Source organism: Duganella guangzhouensis, from assembly GCF_009674535.1.
In the GTDB taxonomy this organism is placed as follows: Bacteria; Pseudomonadota; Gammaproteobacteria; order Burkholderiales; family Burkholderiaceae_D; genus Rugamonas; species Rugamonas guangzhouensis.
Genome location: NZ_WKJK01000011.1, coordinates 187463 through 203858, shown reverse-complemented (window position 1 = coordinate 203858; position 16396 = coordinate 187463). Strand labels below are relative to the sequence as shown.

Here is a 16396-nt window from a genome sequence, read left to right as displayed (position 1 = left end):
ATTCTTCTCAAGGAATCCCCATGAAATTCTCATTCGACAATAAAGTAGCCCTGGTGACCGGCGCCGCCTCGGGCCTCGGGCTGGCCGCCGCCAAAGCCTTTGCTCAAGCTGGGGCTTCCGTAGTGCTGGCCGACTGGAGCGAGGAAGCATTGGCCGCCGCCACCAACGAGGTCGCCGCGCTGGGTGGCAAGACCCTGGCCATCCGTTGCGATGTGGCGGATGACGCCCAGGTCGAGGCGATGGTCGCGCAGACCGTCGCCACTTTCGGCCAACTGGATTTCGCCTACAACAATGCGGGCGTGCAGAACGTGCTGGCGGAAACAGCCGACGCTTCGCGCGACGATTACGATCGTGTCATGTCCGTCAATCTGCGCGGCGTGTGGAGCTCGATGAAGTTCGAGTTACAGCAGATGCGCAAACAAGGCAGCGGCGCCATCGTCAATTGCTCATCGCTGGGCGGCCTGGTGGGTGGCGCGGAGCGCGGCACGTATCACGCGGCCAAGCATGGCGTGCTGGGATTGACCAAGAGCGCGGCGCTGGAATACGCGGCGCGCGGCATTCGCGTCAACGCGGTTTGCCCCGGATTGATCTGGACGCCGATGGCGGAAAAGATGATCGCCGCCGGCCAGGGCGAGGCGCTGGAGGGCATGTTGAAAAGCGTACCCATGGCCCGCTATGGCCGCGCCGAGGAAATCGCCGACGTGGTGCTGTTCCTGTGCAGCGACGCCGCCAGCTTCGTCACCGGACAAACGATCTCGGTTGATGGCGGCTTCATCATGCGCTGAGCGATGTGCATGATGATGAAATCTCTCGCCCTCTGCTGCATCGCGCTGCTGTCGCTTGGCGCGGCGCCATCTCACGCCGACGACCAAGTCATCAGCACCGCCGCCTCGCGCACTTCGATGCAAGGCAGCAGCGCCTATTTCACCGGCAAGGTACGAATCGACCCGCTGTTTCCGCCCAAGCCCGGGATGGCGGCGTCTGGCGGTTATGTCACCTTTGCGCCAGGCGCGCGATCGGCTTGGCATACCCATCCCATCGGGCAGTATCTGGTGGTCACGGCGGGCACCGGCTGGACGCAGCAATGGGGCGGCCCGGTGGTCGAGCTGCACGTCGGAGACGTGTTGTGGTGTCCGCCGGGCGTGAAGCACTGGCATGGCGCCACGCCAACCACCTCCATGACACATATGGCCTTGACCGGGACGGTCGACGAAAAGAACGTCGACTGGCTGGAGCCCGTCTCCGATAGCCAATATAGACAGTTCGCCCGCAGCGAGCCCCCCAATGACGATATCCGCGCCGTGTCGCCGGCGCTCGCCAAGTATGCGCAGCAACGCTTGACGGACGAAGTGTGGAAACGCCCGGACCTGTCGCCGCGCGATCGCAGCATCGTAACCTTGTCCACGCTGATCGCCCGCAACCAGACCACCCAGCTGCGTGCGCAGATGGAGCGGGCGCTGGAGAATGGCGTCGAGCCTGGTGAGATGTCGGAGCTGATCACGCATCTGGCTTTCTACGCTGGCTGGGACAACGCCATGGCGGCGGTGACGATTGCCAAGGACGTCTTCGCCGCACGCGGCATCAAGGCCAGCCAGTTGCCGCCGGCCAGCGACACGCTGTTACCCATCGATGAGAAAGCGGAAGCGCAGCGCTCGCAATCCGTGGCGCAGAATTTCGGCGCCGTCGCACCAGGCGTGGTGCAGTACACCGGAGAGTTGCTGTTCCACGAACTATGGCTGCGTCCAGCGCTGGCGCCGCGCGACCGCAGCCTGGTGACGGTCAGCGCGCTGATCGCGAATGGTCAGGTGGCACAGCTGTCCTATCACTTGAATCGCGCCATGGACAACGGCCTGACCAAGGCGCAGGCAGCGGAAGTGCTGACGCAAATGGCCTTCTATGCGGGCTGGCCGAATGTATTTTCGGCCCTGCCGGTGGTGAAGGAAGTCTTCGCCGGACGCCCTCTATGACCGCTCTGACGAACAACCGGGGCGGACTCGGCATCCTGGTCATACTGAGCACCCTGATGGCATTCGCCTCGATTTCCACCGACCTGTATTTACCCGCCTTGCCTGACATCTCGGCCACGCTGCATGCCGGCGGCAGCGCAATCGACTACACCATCTCAGGCTTTCTGATTGGCTTCAGCCTGGGCCAGTTGGTGTGGGGACCATTGGGTGATCGCTACGGCAGACGCATTCCCATCGCGATCGGGCTGCTGCTGTTCATCATTGGTTCGGCCGGCTGCGCATGGTCAGCCAGCGTGCCGGCGCTGATCGGCTGGCGCGCCGTGCAGGCGATCGGCGCCTGTGCCAGCGTAGTCCTGGCACGCGCCATTGTGCGCGACCTGTACAGCGGCTATCGCGGCGCGCAGGTGATGTCCACCCTGATGACGGTCATGGCCGTCGCTCCCCTGCTTGGCCCGAGTCTGGGCGGACAGATTTTACGTTGGGGTTCATGGCGCATGATTTTTGGGGTGCTGGTCACGATCGGCCTGATCACGCTGTTGGCGCTACGCTGGCTTCCGGAAACCCTGCCTGCGGGACAGCGCAACCGACAATCATGGGATGAAGTATTGCGCGCATATTGGGGCATGCTGGGAAACCGGCAGATACTTGGCTATGCCGGCGCCGGCGGATTTTTCTTCGACGGCGTATATGCCTACATCGCCGGCACGCCATTCGCGTACATCAGCTATCACCACACGACACCGCAGCAGTATGGCTTGCTGTTCGGCGTCGGAACAATCGGGCTGATGGCCGTCAATCAGCTGAACGTCCGTTTGGTACAACGCTTCGGCAGCGACTGGCTGCTGCGTTGCGGAACCATTCTGGCGGCAGTCGCGGGGGCATGTGCAGCTGGCGCGGCCTGGTCTGATGGCGGCTTGTATGAGCTGGTCGTGCCCCTATTCCTGTTTATCTCCGCCGCCGGCCTGATCGTGGCAAATTCACTGGCCGGCGCACTGCGCGACAGGCCGCAGCAAGCCGGCGCCGTGTCGGCCTTGACCGGCGCGATTCAGTACGGCAGCGGCATTGCCGGTTCAGCGCTGGTGGCCTTGCTGGCCGATGGCAGTCCAAGGCCGATGGCATACATCATTGCCGCGATGGGGATAGGCGCCGCGCTTTGCGCCTGGATATTGGTGAAACGGCCATCCAGCAACCAGACATAGGGTTCCATATTGAGGCTACCGTTCACACCACCGCGCCGGCCGTCTCGTCTTTGGGCTTAACTGGCTTAATCAAATCCTCGCGCTTCACGCCCAACCACATCGCCACGGCGGCAGCCACGAACACCGACGAATAGATGCCGAAGCAGATGCCGATGGTCAGCGCCATCGCGAAGTAGTGCAGCGTAGGACCGCCGAGGAACAGCATCGACAACACCATCATCTGCGTGCAGCCGTGGGTGATGATGGTGCGCGAGATGGTAGAAGTGATGGCGTTGTCGATCACCTCGTGCACGCCCGCGCCGCGCTGCTTGCGGAAGTTCTCGCGGATGCGGTCGAAGATCACCACCGATTCATTCACCGAATAGCCCAGTACCGCCAGCACACCGGCCAGCACGGTCAGCGAGAACTCCCACTCGAAGAAGGCGAAGAAGCCGAGGATGATGACCACGTCGTGCAGGTTGGCGACAATCGCCGCCACCGCGAACTTCCATTCGAAGCGCACGGCCAGATAGATCATCACGCCGATCACCACCATCACCAGCGCATTCAGGCCGTTCTGTCCCAGTTCATCACCGACCTGAGGGCCGACAAATTCCACCTTCTGCACGGTGCATGCATGGTCCGCTGTGCACAGCGCATCAGCCACGCGCAGAGAGGCATCCTTGGGCGTGACGCTCTTTACCACCGGCAGCTTCAGCATGACATCGTGCGCGGTGCCGAAGCTGGTGGCTTCCGGCTGTTCGTAGCCCAGCCCCTCCAGCGTATGCCGGATCTGCTCAAGATTGGCTGGCTGCTGGTAGCGCAGTTCCATCACGGTGCCGCCAGTGAACTCCACCGAGTAATTCAGGCCGCGATGAAACAGGAAGAACACAGCAACGACAAAGGTCAGTGCGGAAATCACGTTGAACACCAGCGCATGGCGCATGAACGGGATGTCTTTTTTGATGCGGAAGAATTCCATGATGTCTCCGTTATTTTTGGCCTGGCGCCCAGACGGTGCCGATGGCAAGCGATTGCAGTTTCTTCTTGCGGCCGTACCACAGGTAGACCACACCGCGTGATACAAACACGGCGGAGAACATCGAAGTCAATATGCCCAGCGTATGCACCACGGCGAAGCCGCGTATCGGTCCGGAGCCGAACACCCACAGCGCCACGCCAACAATCAAGGTGGTGACGTTGGAGTCGATGATGGTGGCCCAGGCGCGATCAAAGCCGGCGGCAATCGCCGCCTGCGGCGAGGCGCCGGCCCGCAACTCTTCGCGTATGCGTTCGTTAATCAGCACGTTGGAATCGATCGCCATGCCCAGCGCCAGCGCGATCGCCGCCATGCCGGGCAGCGTAAGCGTCACCTGCATCTGCGACAGAATCGCGACCAGGAACAGCAGATTGCACGCCAGCGCAAACACGCTGAAGAAGCCGAAGATCATGTAGTAGGCGATCATGAAGGCGGCAATCGCGGCAAAGCCGTACAGCGTGGAATGCACGCCCTTGCTGATGTTCTCCGCGCCCAGCGCCGGGCCGATGGTGCGTTCTTCGATGATGTCCATCGGCGCCGACAATGCGCCAGCACGCAGCAGTAGCGCCAGTTCCGCCGAGCTCTCGGCGGTAAAAGAGCCGGTGATGTTGAAACGTCCGCCCAGCTCCTCGGAGATCCTCGGCGCCGACACCAGTTCAGGCTTGCCCGCTTTCTCGTACAGCACAATCGCCATGCGCTTGCCAACGTTGCCGCTGGTGGTGGCGCGCATGCGCCGTCCGCCCTCGCTGTTGAGTTCCACGTTGACCGATGGCTGCTGGTTCTGGTCGAGTGCGGAGATGGCGCTGGTGATGTAGTCGCCGCTCAGCACCACGTCCTTGGATACCACCAACGGTGCGTCGCGGCCGGAGGTCAGCAGCTCGGAGTTATAGGGAATGGCGGAAGACAGTTCTGTGCCGGGCGTGATGCTGTCGTCCACCAGGCGAATCTCCAGCGTCGCCGTGCGGCCGATGACGGCGCGCGCACGCGCCACATCCTGCTCGCCGGGCAGCTGCACGACAATGCGGTCCGCGCCCTGCTGCTGTATTACCGGCTCCGCCACGCCCAGCTGGTTGACGCGCTTGGACAGTGTGGAGATATTTTGCTGGATGCCTTCGTCGACGGCTTTCTTCAGCGCTTCCGGCTTGAGGGTGATGGTGGTTTTCAGATCGCTGCCAGTTCCGCTATCAGTGAACAGCAGGTCCGCCGATTGTGCCGACAGCACGTCCTTGGCCTTCTGCCGCGTGGCCTCGTCGCGGAATGCGATGTCGATCGCATTGCCGCTACGTTCAATGCCGGCGTGGCGCACATCCTTGTCGCGCAAGACGCTGCGCGCCGTGGCCTGCAAGCCCTGTATGCGCTTGTTCAGCACCGCCTTGGTGTCCACCTGCAGCAGGAAGTGCACGCCGCCACGCAGATCCAGGCCCAGATACATCGGCAGTGCGTGCAGGCTACGCATCCATTTCGGCGTATCGGCCAGCAGGTTCAGCGAGACCTGATAGGCGGGATCATTCGGGTCGGTGTTGAGGTCCTTCTCCAGTGCGGATTTGGCTTTGAACTGAATGTCCGGCGTAGCGAAGCGGGCACGCACGGAAGGATATGCACCGCTGCCGTCATAGCTGACGCCTTGATTCGGTATGCCCTCCTTGTCCAGATCGGCGGCGACTTTGAAAGCCATGTCCTGCGTGACCTTGACGGTGGCTTTGCCACTGCTGACCTGCACTGCCGGCGATTGACCAAAGTAGTTCGGTACGGTGTACAGCGCACCTAGCAGAATGGCGACGGCAATCAGGACATACTTCCAGATTGGGTATCGGTTCATGTCTCCCCTGATGGAGGTTGTTTGTCGAGTCCGTCCGAGTTGAGGTTAATATTTCGACAAACAAGCCCCCGCCAGAAAAAATATATCCAGTCAGTTCGCCGGGTGCTTCGGATTCCACAGCTTACGTTTGGACGTCTTCTCATACGCCTTGCCCTTCGGGTAGCCTACCAGTTCCAGCTCCGATCCCCACGGCGACAGGAAGTGCACCCAGGTTTCACCGGCGGTGTCGCCGCTGGTCATCACCATCGGCTCACCGAGGATGGTGATGCCTTTCGACTTCAGGTAGGCCACGCCGGCCTGCACGTCGTCGGTGTAGAAGGCGATATGCGCGGCGCCGACATCCTCCATCTTCGGCATCACCGTGCTGCCGTTCGCGTTCTTGTATTCGAACAGCTCGATGTTGGCGCCACTGCCGCAACGTATCATCGCCAGCGTCACACTCTCCGCGTGCGGCTTCATGTCGAAGGGGCCGATCTGTGTCACCGCCTCGCAACCGAAGGTTGATGCGAAGAACGCCTTCGCCTGTTCCAGACTAGGCACCGTCACTCCCACATGATCGATGCCCGGCGACTTGATGCCAGCCGCTTGCGCGGCGCCACCGAAACTCAACACCAGCGCGGTCCATACCGCCAAGATGATTTTCATGGCGCCTCCCCTTAAACCTGCGCCATGCCGCCGTCAACAAACAGCTCAACGCCGTTGATGAAGCTGGAAGCATCGGAAGCGAGGAAGGCCACGGTTTTGCCGATTTCCTCCGGCTCACCCAGACGTGCCAGCGGCACTTGCGAAGCCAGCGCATCGAACAGACCCTGACGCGCTTCGTCAGGCACCAGGCCACCCAGGCCAGGCGTGCGGATCGGACCAGGGCTGACCACATTCACGCGAATCCGGCGATCCTTCAAATCCATCACCCACGACCGCGCCAAGTTGCGCACCGCCGCCTTGCTGGCGCTGTACACGCTGAACGCCGCCGTGCCCTGAATCGAGGTGGTGGAACCAGTCAGGATGACTGACGCGCCATCCACCAGCAGCGGCAAGGCTTTCTGCACCGTGAACAGCACACCGCGCACATTGGTGCCGAAGATGCGGTCGAAGTGTTCCTCGGTGATCGCGCCCAGCGGCGCCATGTCACCGCCGCCGGCGTTGGCAAACAGGATATCCAGCTTGCCGGCGCTTTTCGCAATCTGCGCATACACCGCATCCAGATCCGACAACACCGAAGCGTCGGCGCGGATGCCAGTGGCGCTGGCGCCAATCGCATCCACCGCCGCATCCAGTTCGGCCTGGCGACGGCCGGTGACGAACACGCGCGCGCCCTGCTCCGCCAGTTCCTTCGCGGTGGCCAGGCCTATGCCAGTGGTGCCGCCGGTGACCAGTGCGATTTTGCCGTTCAGTTGCTTGCTCATGATTTACTCCTTAAGTCAGTTGGTATGACTGAACTTTACGCCTCGGATCTTTATTGATAAACCGTGTAAAATTAAAATCACTATCCACACAGAGGAATAATCCATGAATCAGTTGATGGCAATCCGCGCCTTCGCCCGCGTGGTGGAAGCAGGCAGTTTCACCAAGGCGGCCGACTCGCTGGACATGCCCAACGCCAGCCTCAGCAAGCTGGTACAGGAACTGGAAGCGCATCTGGGCGTGCGGCTGCTGCAGCGGACCACGCGCCGCGTCACGGTCACCCCGGAAGGCCAGCATTACTACGACAAGACCGGATTGATACTGAAAGAGCTGGAAGATGTCGACACCTCCTTCAGCATTTCCCGCAGCAAGCCGCGCGGTCATTTGCGCATCGACGTCGGCGGCTCGACCGCGCGCGACGTGCTGATCCCCGCCCTGCCCGATTTTCTGGCCCGCTACCCGGACATACGGATCGACCTTGGCGTCTCCGACCGCGCCGTCGATATGGTGGGCGACAATGTCGATTGCGTCATCCGTGGCGGTGCCCTCGACAACTCCTCGCTGATCGCGCGCCACATCGGCAACGCCGCCATGGTCACCTGCGCAACGCCGGCCTACCTGAAACAGTTCGGCGTGCCAGCCTATCCCGACGAACTGAAAAACGGCCACCGGCTGGTGAGCTACGTGTCGTCTCAAAACGGCCGCGCCATGCCATTCCGCTTCGAGCGCAATAAAGAAAAAGCCGAGATCAAAGTGGAACACCGCGTCGGCGTCAACGAGAGCAACGCCCACCTGGCCGCCGGCCTGGCGGGGATCGGCGTGATCCAGACGTTCGCCTATGCGGCGGCACCGGCGCTGGCGGATGGCTCGCTGGTGGAGATTCTGAAGAAGTGGCGCCCCGCGCCCTATCCCTTCCATGTGGTCTACCCGCAGAACCGGCACGTCACGCACCGGCTGCGGGTGTTCATCGACTGGCTGGTGGAAGCCTTCCCGCAACGCTTGTAGGCCCACGGCGGCGCCAGCTCAAAAATGACCGACTTGTCATTTCTTTGTCAGCGTTCTGTCGCAGCCCAGGAATTAAAGTGCGAGCGCGAACTGCGTCTTAAGGAAGAACTCATGCGAATTTTGGTTATTGAAGACGAGCCCAAGGCAGGTGAATATCTGCGCAACGGCTTGACGGAATCCGGTTATGTGGTCGATCTGGCCCGCAACGGCAGGGACGGTCTGCACATGGCGAACGAATTCCGCTACGACCTCATTCTGCTGGATGTGATGATGCCGGAGATGGACGGCTGGGAAGTCATGCGCAACCTGGACAAGTCAGCGCCGGTGCCGGTGCTGTTCCTGACCGCGCGCGGCGTGCTGGAAGACCGCCTCAAAGGACTCGACCTCGGCGCCGAGGATTATCTGGTGAAGCCGTTCTCGTTTGCCGAACTGCTGGCGCGCATCCGTGTGATCTTGCGGCGCGGTGGCCAGCAACGCCAGCATGACGTGCTACGCATCGCCGATCTTGAAATCGACATTCCCAAGCGGCGCGTGGTACGTGGCGCGCACAAAATCGCCCTGACCAACAAGGAGTTCACGCTGCTGCAATTCTTTGTGCAAAACCAGGGGCAGGTGCTATCCCGCTCGCTGATCGCGTCGCGCGTCTGGGACATGAATTTCGACAGCGACACCAATGTGGTGGACGTGGCGGTGCGCCGGCTGCGCCAGAAGATCGATGAACCATTCCCGCAGCGCCTGATCCACACCGTGCACGGCGTCGGCTATCGCTGCGAGGCCGAGGCATGATGCCGCGTTCACTCGCGACGCGGCTGGCACTGCTGTTTGCGCTGCTATCGTTCGCCGTGCTGGCCACGGTGGGAACGCTGCTTTACCGGTCGCTGGAACGGCAACTGGCGGAACGCGATGACGCCGCGCTGGTGGCCCGTGTGGACCAGATCCGCACCCTGCTGCAGGACACCGATCTGATCGCGCTGATCCACCAGAAGCCGCAGCTATTCGCCAATATGCTGGGCAATCGCGAAGCCTTGCTGGTGCTGCGCCTCGCTGGCCAGCCGCCGCTGATCGAGGTCAATCCCAGCCACACGCCGGTGCCGGCGATCATGCCAGTACGGACTACCTCGCCGCTGGGACTGGATTATGTGCGCCATGCCCGTGAACAAGGCGGCGTGCCGTTTTCAGTGTTGGCGGTATCGACGCCGGTCTCGGGCGCGTCGCAAGATCTGGAGATCATCGCCGGCCGCCTGATGACGGAGCGCAGCCGTGTGCTGCGCGCCTACCGCGACCAGATCCTTCTGGTTGCCACCAGCGCGGCGGCCTTGCTGGCGATGCTGGCCTGGTGGAGCGCGGCGCGTGGTTTGCGGCCGTTGCGCGCGCTGGCGCGCCAGACCACCGGCATCGGCATCAAGAATCTGTCCACCCGCATCCACCAACAGAATGTGCCGCATGAGCTACAGCCGCTGATCGACGGCTTCAACGCCATGCTGGACCGGCTGGAACGCAGCTTCACCCAACTGAGCCAGGTGTCAGCCGACATGGCGCATGACTTGCGCACGCCGATCGGCAATCTGCTGGGTCAGACCGAGGTGGCGCTGGGCCAGCAGCGAGACGTCGCCTATTATCAAAAACTGCTGGGCTCCAACTTCGAGGAATTGCAGCGCCTGTCGAAGATGACCGACAACATGCTATTCCTGGCGCGCGCCGAAAACACCGACAACGCCATCGAACGCAAGCACCTCGCGCTGGCCGGCGAACTGCAGTTGATGGTCGATTATTTCGAAGGACTGGCCGAGGAGCGAGACGTCACCATCCGCGTGCACGGCAGCGGCACCATCTGGGCCGATCAAACCCTGCTGCGGCGCGCACTGGGAAATCTGATGGCCAACGCGGTGCGCTATGCGGAGCCCGGATCGGCCATCGTGCTGGCCGCCAACCCACTGCCGGACCGGGTCGACCTCAGTGTCGAAAACCATGGTCCGACTATTCCGCCGCACCAGCTGGAGCGCATCTTCGACCGCTTTTACCGCGCCGACCCGGCACGCGCCGATTCCGCCGCCTCCAGTGGCCTCGGCCTGTCCATCGTGCGCAGCATCATGACGCTGCATCAGGGCAGTTGGCGCGCCGACAGCAAGGACGACGTCACCCGCTTCACGCTCGGGTTCCCACTCCAGCCCACAGCGCAGGGCTAAGCGCCGGCCGCCACGCCGGCACAACCGCGCGCTTAGCTGCCGCTGACCAGCACCGCGTCGCCACCGGCCTGGCGCACCGTCACCGTTTCGCCGCGCGGCGCCGCATCGCCGGCGGCGCTGGCGCGCACCGGTCCGATCATGGTGCCGTTGGCCATGCCCATGGCGTTGGTGCGGAAGCTGCCGATCGGCGCCGCCTGGCTGCTGACGTAGATGTCGTACTGCGTGTCCGGCTTCAAGCGGAATAGAAACGCCTCAATCGCATCGATCACGCCCAGATTGCGCACCACAATGAAGCCAGTGCTATTGCCGGCCAGCGGATGCAGCTGGATATTGTGCGAATCCTGATTCACGCGCGGCACCAGATTCGGCCGATCATCGCCGCTCCCGGCCACATGCGACAGATACACCAGCGCCTGCGGCGCCTGACCGCCGCCGATAGTGGCCACCACCCGATTGGTAGCGGTGTCGATGGCCTGCACGCCATCGCCGTTTTCCAAACCGATGTAGACCCGGCTGTTATCGTCCGAAGTCCAGGCGCCGTGCGGCAGCGCGCCGGTCGGAATCGACGCCAGCAAATGAGCCTGCGCGCCAGTGCTGTACACCTTGACCAGGTTCTCGCCGCCGATGGTCACATAAGCGCGCACTTCGCCGCCCACCGTGGCGAAGGCCAGGTGGTTGGTAATCAAGCCGGTATCGATGACGCCGGTCACTTCCAGCGTGCGGGTGCTGATGCGGGTCACCTTGCCCACGTCCTTGTGCGTCATCCAGATTTCGCTGTAATCCGGCGTGAACTGCAGGAATGGCGAGAACGGACTAACCACGCTGATGCGCTTGACGATGGTGTGCGAGGCGACGTCGATCACATCCACCTCCGGCGTGAAGCTGGACACCGCAAACGCCAGCTTACCGTCCGGCATGAACTGCACCATGCCGGGGCCGATCGCCGTCTGGATGCGCCGCGTTTCCCTGAACGTCAGCGGATCGATCACGGAAATATAGTCCTCGCCGCGCACCACCACCCACACCTCCTTGCCATCGGCGCTGAAGAAGCCCTCGTGCGGCGAGCGGCCGACATAGGTTTTGCCCTTGACCTGATTGGTGGCGGTGTCGATGAAGGTGACCGAATTGGAGGCGTTGGAAATCACCAGCAAGGTCTTGTGATCCGGCGAAAAACCCATGCCGTGCACATTGGTTTCGCCACGGTACAGCGGTGACAGCACGTCCGGGCGAACATTGCCCAGCTTGATCTGTCCCAGCAGCGTATTGGTCGCCGGGTTGAATACGGAAACGGTATTACTGTTCTGGTCAGCCGTGTAGACCCGGTCCAGCGGTGATGGCGCCGCCAGCACGGCGGCGCTCGCCAACAGGCCGATGGCCAGTGCAATCGGTGTTTTCATTTGCTGCTTCCTTTCGCTTGGTGTTGTAGCCATGCCTGCATGACCTTGATTTCGTTTTGTTGCTCCGCGATGATGCCGAGCGCCAGATTGCGGATTTCGGGATCCTGGGTGTACAGCAGCACCGACCTGGCCATGTCGATCGCGCCCTGGTGATGCGGCATCATCATGGTGACGAAGTCGTGCTCGGCCACGCCGTTCATTGGCGCCTGACGCATGCCGGCGTCCATCACCGCCATGGCGTCGTCCATCAGGCCGGCGAATGGCTTGGCGTTGCTGGCGACGAACACCGGCGGCGCCGCGCCCGGCATGGCCGCGCCGTCCATGTGGTGCTGGTGCTCCTGTGCGCGAGCGGTCCCGGCCAGCAGCAACAGCGCCGTGACCATGGTTTTTGCATACATAATTCCTCCTTGGGATGGCATCGGTGCGGCCAGTCTACGCAGCGGCAACCGACAAAACGATGACGCGGAAATGACAGCTTTGTAATCAATCGACGGGCGGAATCAGGCTTGCGCCTCGCAGCGGTAGCCCATGCCGTGGACGGTGTGGATCAGCGGCAGCGCGAACGGCCGGTCGATCTTCTGACGCAACCGCCGCACGGCGACGTCGACCACGTTGGTGTCGCTGTCGAAGTTCATGTCCCAGACCCGCGACGCGATCAGCGCGCGTGACAGCACCACGCCCTGGTTTTGCATGAACAGCTCCAGCAGCGCGTACTCCTTGTTGGTGAGCGCCAGGCGCTGCCCCGCGCGCACCACGCGTCGGCGCGGCAGGTCAAGTTCCAGATCGCCGACGCGCAGCATGCTGTCGACCGGCACGCCGGGGCGGCGCCGCAATGCGGTGCGCATCCGCGCCAGCAGCTCGGCAAACGCGAACGGCTTCACCAGGTAATCCTCGGCGCCCAGCTCCAGTCCCTTGAGGCGGTCTTCCAGCGCGCCGCGACCGGACAGAAAAAACACCGGCACCCGCGCCGCCTGATCGAAGCGGCGCATCACCTCCCAGCCGTCCATGTCCGGCATCGACACGTCCAGCAGAATCAGGTCGTAACGCTGCGCGGCCGCCATCCGCAAGCCTTGCAAGCCGCTGTCCGCCAGCGCCACCGCATAGCCGGATTCGCTCAGGCCGTCGCGCAGATAGCTGCGCGTACCGGCATCGTTCTCGATCACCAGAATATTCATCTGCCGCTTTCCCTGCCCGTCATTATTTTGTAACGATTGCGTCATGCCGGCGTCAGCGCCATTTTTCTACACTGGTCTCCATCGACACAGTGATGTCGACAACACGAAACCCTAAGGAGCTCAAGATGAAAACCACTACCCGCCTGACCTTCGCCCTGACTTTTGCCGCTGCCGTCGTTGGCACCGTTGGCGCCGCCCATGCCGCCGGCCCTACCGGCACCACCGCCGACTATGGCCAGCTGGTGAACAACGGCATCAACGATCGCACCATCGACCTCGATGCCAACACCAAATACGTCAACGTCGAGGATGGCGAGACGGTGCAGTTCGTAACCCAGGGCCAGCACTTCACCTGGCATTTCGACACCTTCCCGAACCAGTCGGAATTCAAGCTGCAGTCGATCGCACCAGCCGGCGTCAACGTCGGGAACACCGAAGTCTATGTCGCTTCGAATCCGCTATACCGTGGTTGATCGCGCGGCCCCCGCTGCGGCGCGTTACCAGATGGTGACGCGCAGCGCGGGTTCCAGATACATGCCGTCGCCGGGCTGCACGTCAAAGGCGCGATAAAACTCCAGCTGATTGCGCAGCGGCCCGTTGGTGCGGGCCACGCCCGGCGCATGCGGATCGGTCTTGAGGCGCCGGATCAGTGCCGCGTCCTGCAACTTGATGCGGCGCGACTGCGCATAGCCCATGTAGAAGCGCTGGTCGCCGCTCAAGCCATCGATGAGCGGTGCTGGCTGGCCTTGCAGTGACAGCCGATATGCCTTGTAGGCGATCGCCAGCCCGCTGTTGTCCGCAATGTTTTCGCTCAGCGTCAGCGTGCCGTTGACGTGGTAGCCAGGCAGCGGACTGAACTGGTCATACTGTTCCACCAGCGTGCTGATCTTGCGCGCGTAGGCCTGCCGGTCGGCCGCACTCCACCAGTCGCGCAAATTGCCGTCGCCATCGTACTGCGCGCCGTGGTCGTCGAAGGCGTGGCTGATTTCATGCCCGATCACCGCGCCAATCGCGCCATAGTTGACCGCGTCGTCGGCGGCCGCATTGAAGAACGGCGGCTGCAGCATCGCGGCCGGGAACACGATCTCGTTCAGCTGCGGATTGTAGTAAGCGTTGACGGTCTGCGGCGACAGCCCCCATTCGCCGCGTTCGATCGGATGGCCCAGTTTGCTCAGCTTGCGGACGTTGTCGAACTGGCGCAGACGCATCACATTGCCCAGCAAGTCATCGCGCCGCACCCGCAGCGCGGTGTAATCGCGCCACCGGTCCGGATAGGCGATCTTGACGCTGAGCTTGGCCAGCTTGGCTTGCGCCTGCTGCTTGGTGGCAGCACTCATCCAGTCGAGCTGTTCAATGCTCTGGTGGAAGGCATCCAGCACGTTGCCGACCAGCGCACTCATGCGCTGCTTGCGCTCGGCGGGAAAATAGTCGCGGACGTACAGCTTGCCCAGTGCCTCGCCCAGGTTGTCGTTGACAAGGGTGACACCACGCTTCCAGCGCGGTCCCGGATCGGTCTTGCCATTTAACGCGGTGCCATAAAACGCAAAGGACTTGTCGGCATACGCCTTGCTGAGATAAGGCGCAAACGCGCGCAACAGCTGCCACTGGAAATAGGCGCGCAGCGTCGGCAATGGCGTGTCGTGCAGCAGCGCCGCCATGCCCTGGAAGTAGCTGGGCTGGCCGATCACCAGCTCGCTGACGCGGCCGCGCATGCCGGCCGCATGCAGATATCCGGCCCAGTCGTAGCCTGGCGCCAGCTGCGGCAATTTCGCCACGGCGACCTTGTTGTAGCTCTTGACCGGATCCTGCAGCGCCACCGCGTTCCATTGCAGCTTGGCCAGCTGCCGCTCGAAGGTAACGATGGCTTGTGCGTTGGCCGCGCTGTCGCTATCGCCGCTCAGCGCCAGCATGGCGCCGATATGCTGCTGATAGCGCGCTAACGTGGCGGCCAATTGCGGATCGTCGTCGCGCAGATAATAGTCGCGGTCCGGCAGGCCCAGGCCATCCTGGTCCAGCAGCACCACGTAGCGGCTGGCATCGCGGCTGTCCTGGTCCACCGTGTAGCCGTAGGGCGTGGCCACGCCCAGCTGCTGCAAATGGGCAATCAGAGCCGGCAACTGCTGTCTTCCCCTGACGGCCGCCACCCGCGCCAGTTCGGCGCGTAGCGGCGCCAGGCCCAGTTGTTCCAGCCGCGCCTCATCCATGTAGCTGGCGTAGAAGTCGCCGATGCGCTGCCGCTCGGGATCGGCGGACGCGTGGGCCACGGCATCCTCGATCAGGGCGCGCAGTTGCGGCTGGATCTCGTCATCCAGCTGGGCGTAGGCGCCCCAGCCCGAGCGGTCGGGCGGAATCGCGGTGGTGGCCAGCCAGCGGCCATTCATGTGGGCGAAAAAATCGTCCTGGCTGCGTACCGCCGGATCGATGGCGGTGGTGTCGATGCCGGCCACAGGCGCCGGCTGGGCGCCCGCCATGACGGCCACGCAGCTGCCAATCAACAAACTAATCAGATGTACTTTCATGCGACCTCTACCATGATTATTTCGGCGTCCTCGCGGGCCTCGATCACGGTGCTGTCGACGCCCAGTATCACGCCACCGTCCAGCGCGTCCATCGCTTCGCCATCGACCTCGATCGCGCCCGTCACGACCACCAGATACGCCTGGCGGGCTAACCCGAGCGGATGGCGGATCTGCTGCCCCGCCTGCAAGGTGGCGCACAATACCCGGGCCTCGGCGCGCAGCGGCAACGCCATGCTGTCGTCGGCAAAGCCGCTGGCCAGCACCGTAAACTGACCGTGCTGATGGCGCGCCGGAAAACTGCGCGTGGCCCAGGCCGGCGCGCCGCCGCTCTCGCGCGGTTGCAGCCAGATCTGATAAATCAGCAGCGGCACCTCGCCCCGGTTGAATTCCTCATGCTGAATGCCGCTGCCGGCGCTCATCACCTGGACGTCGCCGGCATGCAGCGTGCCTTCCGAACCGAGCGTGTCGCGGTGGCCCAGCACGCCCTGCCGCACATAGGTGACGATCTCGACATCCCGATGGCCGTGCATGGCGAAGCCGGCGCCAACCGCCACCTCGTCATCATTCCAGACCAGCAAAGGACCGAGCGCGCCATGTTCCGGATTACCATCGGCATGGACGCGAAAATGGTATTTGGCGCGCAGCCATGACAGCCGCTTGCCGTCCAGCGTCTTCCAGCGGCGATGCAAAATCATATTGCTGTTCCC

The 16396-nt window shown here is 62.9% G+C and carries 16 protein-coding genes; 7 read left to right on the top strand and 9 right to left on the bottom strand.

Annotated features, from left to right (window positions below):
• The first annotated feature begins 20 nt into the window (after positions 1-20).
• Genes GJ699_RS21200 through GJ699_RS21190 form a run of 3 tightly spaced genes read left to right on the top strand, consistent with a single transcriptional unit; the run spans position 21 to position 3166 of the window.
• Entirely contained in the window at positions 21-785 is a 765-nt protein-coding gene (locus GJ699_RS21200; RefSeq protein WP_154379978.1) for an SDR family NAD(P)-dependent oxidoreductase, read from the top strand.
• Between the two features lie 9 nt (positions 786-794).
• Positions 795-1967: a (R)-mandelonitrile lyase gene (locus tag GJ699_RS35330; protein ID WP_195763613.1), complete on the top strand. Its 1173-nt coding sequence runs from the start codon at positions 795-797 to the stop codon at positions 1965-1967.
• A complete protein-coding gene (locus tag GJ699_RS21190; RefSeq protein ID WP_154379974.1) occupies positions 1964-3166 on the top strand; it encodes a multidrug effflux MFS transporter in 1203 nt (400 codons plus the stop codon). Before GJ699_RS35330 ends, GJ699_RS21190 begins: the two co-directional genes overlap by 4 nt.
• Before the next feature lie 22 nt (positions 3167-3188).
• Here the strand turns inward: GJ699_RS21190 and secF are convergent, their stop codons facing one another.
• From secF to GJ699_RS21170, 4 genes are all read right to left on the bottom strand, one after another.
• Positions 3189-4127 (bottom strand): protein translocase subunit SecF, encoded by a 939-nt coding sequence (gene secF, locus GJ699_RS21185; protein WP_154379972.1) that lies wholly within the window; start codon positions 4125-4127, stop codon positions 3189-3191.
• A gap of 10 nt (positions 4128-4137) precedes the next feature.
• Positions 4138-6003, bottom strand: a complete 1866-nt coding sequence (gene secD / locus GJ699_RS21180; protein ID WP_154379970.1) for a protein translocase subunit SecD — start codon at positions 6001-6003, stop codon at positions 4138-4140.
• A gap of 90 nt (positions 6004-6093) precedes the next feature.
• Positions 6094-6648 carry a VOC family protein gene (locus GJ699_RS21175; protein ID WP_154379968.1) on the bottom strand — a complete coding sequence of 185 codons (555 nt, stop codon included), beginning with the start codon at positions 6646-6648 and terminating at the stop codon, positions 6094-6096.
• A gap of 11 nt (positions 6649-6659) precedes the next feature.
• On the bottom strand, positions 6660-7409 hold the full coding sequence (locus GJ699_RS21170) for an SDR family oxidoreductase (RefSeq protein ID WP_154379966.1): 750 nt from the start codon (positions 7407-7409) through the stop codon (positions 6660-6662).
• A 103-nt stretch (positions 7410-7512) separates the two neighbouring features.
• Here GJ699_RS21170 and GJ699_RS21165 point away from each other — a divergent pair, with 103 nt between their 5' ends.
• The 3 genes from GJ699_RS21165 to GJ699_RS21155 all read left to right on the top strand — a co-directional run bounded on the left by GJ699_RS21165 (position 7513) and on the right by GJ699_RS21155 (position 10598).
• Positions 7513-8412 (top strand): LysR family transcriptional regulator, encoded by a 900-nt coding sequence (locus tag GJ699_RS21165; RefSeq protein WP_154379964.1) that lies wholly within the window; start codon positions 7513-7515, stop codon positions 8410-8412.
• Positions 8413-8523: 111 nt separating this feature from the next.
• On the top strand, positions 8524-9198 hold the full coding sequence (locus GJ699_RS21160; RefSeq protein ID WP_154379961.1) for a heavy metal response regulator transcription factor: 675 nt from the start codon (positions 8524-8526) through the stop codon (positions 9196-9198).
• Positions 9195-10598 carry a heavy metal sensor histidine kinase gene (locus GJ699_RS21155; RefSeq protein ID WP_154379959.1) on the top strand — a complete coding sequence of 468 codons (1404 nt, stop codon included), beginning with the start codon at positions 9195-9197 and terminating at the stop codon, positions 10596-10598. Before GJ699_RS21160 ends, GJ699_RS21155 begins: the two co-directional genes overlap by 4 nt.
• A gap of 32 nt (positions 10599-10630) precedes the next feature.
• On the opposite strand, the gene GJ699_RS21150 is transcribed toward GJ699_RS21155, so the two are convergent.
• The 3 genes from GJ699_RS21150 to GJ699_RS21140 form a co-directional block, all read right to left on the bottom strand.
• Complete coding sequence (locus tag GJ699_RS21150; protein ID WP_154379957.1) at positions 10631-11995, bottom strand: YncE family protein; 1365 nt, start codon at positions 11993-11995, stop codon at positions 10631-10633.
• Positions 11992-12393: a DUF305 domain-containing protein gene (locus GJ699_RS21145; RefSeq protein ID WP_229262207.1), complete on the bottom strand. Its 402-nt coding sequence runs from the start codon at positions 12391-12393 to the stop codon at positions 11992-11994. The genes GJ699_RS21150 and GJ699_RS21145 overlap by 4 nt, the downstream gene beginning before the upstream one ends.
• Positions 12394-12495: 102 nt before the next feature.
• The gene (locus tag GJ699_RS21140) at positions 12496-13170 is read right to left on the bottom strand and encodes a heavy metal response regulator transcription factor (protein WP_154379953.1); all 675 of its coding nucleotides are present in this window, start codon (positions 13168-13170) and stop codon (positions 12496-12498) included.
• 125 nt (positions 13171-13295) lie between these two features.
• Between GJ699_RS21140 and GJ699_RS21135 the strand changes: the two genes are divergently transcribed.
• Positions 13296-13643 (top strand): CzcE family metal-binding protein, encoded by a 348-nt coding sequence (locus GJ699_RS21135; protein WP_195763612.1) that lies wholly within the window; start codon positions 13296-13298, stop codon positions 13641-13643.
• Between the two features lie 24 nt (positions 13644-13667).
• On the opposite strand, the gene GJ699_RS21130 is transcribed toward GJ699_RS21135, so the two are convergent.
• Both GJ699_RS21130 and GJ699_RS21125 read right to left on the bottom strand, forming a co-directional pair.
• Positions 13668-15689 (bottom strand): M13 family metallopeptidase, encoded by a 2022-nt coding sequence (locus GJ699_RS21130; protein WP_154379949.1) that lies wholly within the window; start codon positions 15687-15689, stop codon positions 13668-13670.
• Positions 15686-16384, bottom strand: a complete 699-nt coding sequence (locus GJ699_RS21125) for a pirin family protein (protein ID WP_154379947.1) — start codon at positions 16382-16384, stop codon at positions 15686-15688. Before GJ699_RS21125 ends, GJ699_RS21130 begins: the two co-directional genes overlap by 4 nt.
• Between the last annotated feature and the right edge of the window lie 12 nt (positions 16385-16396).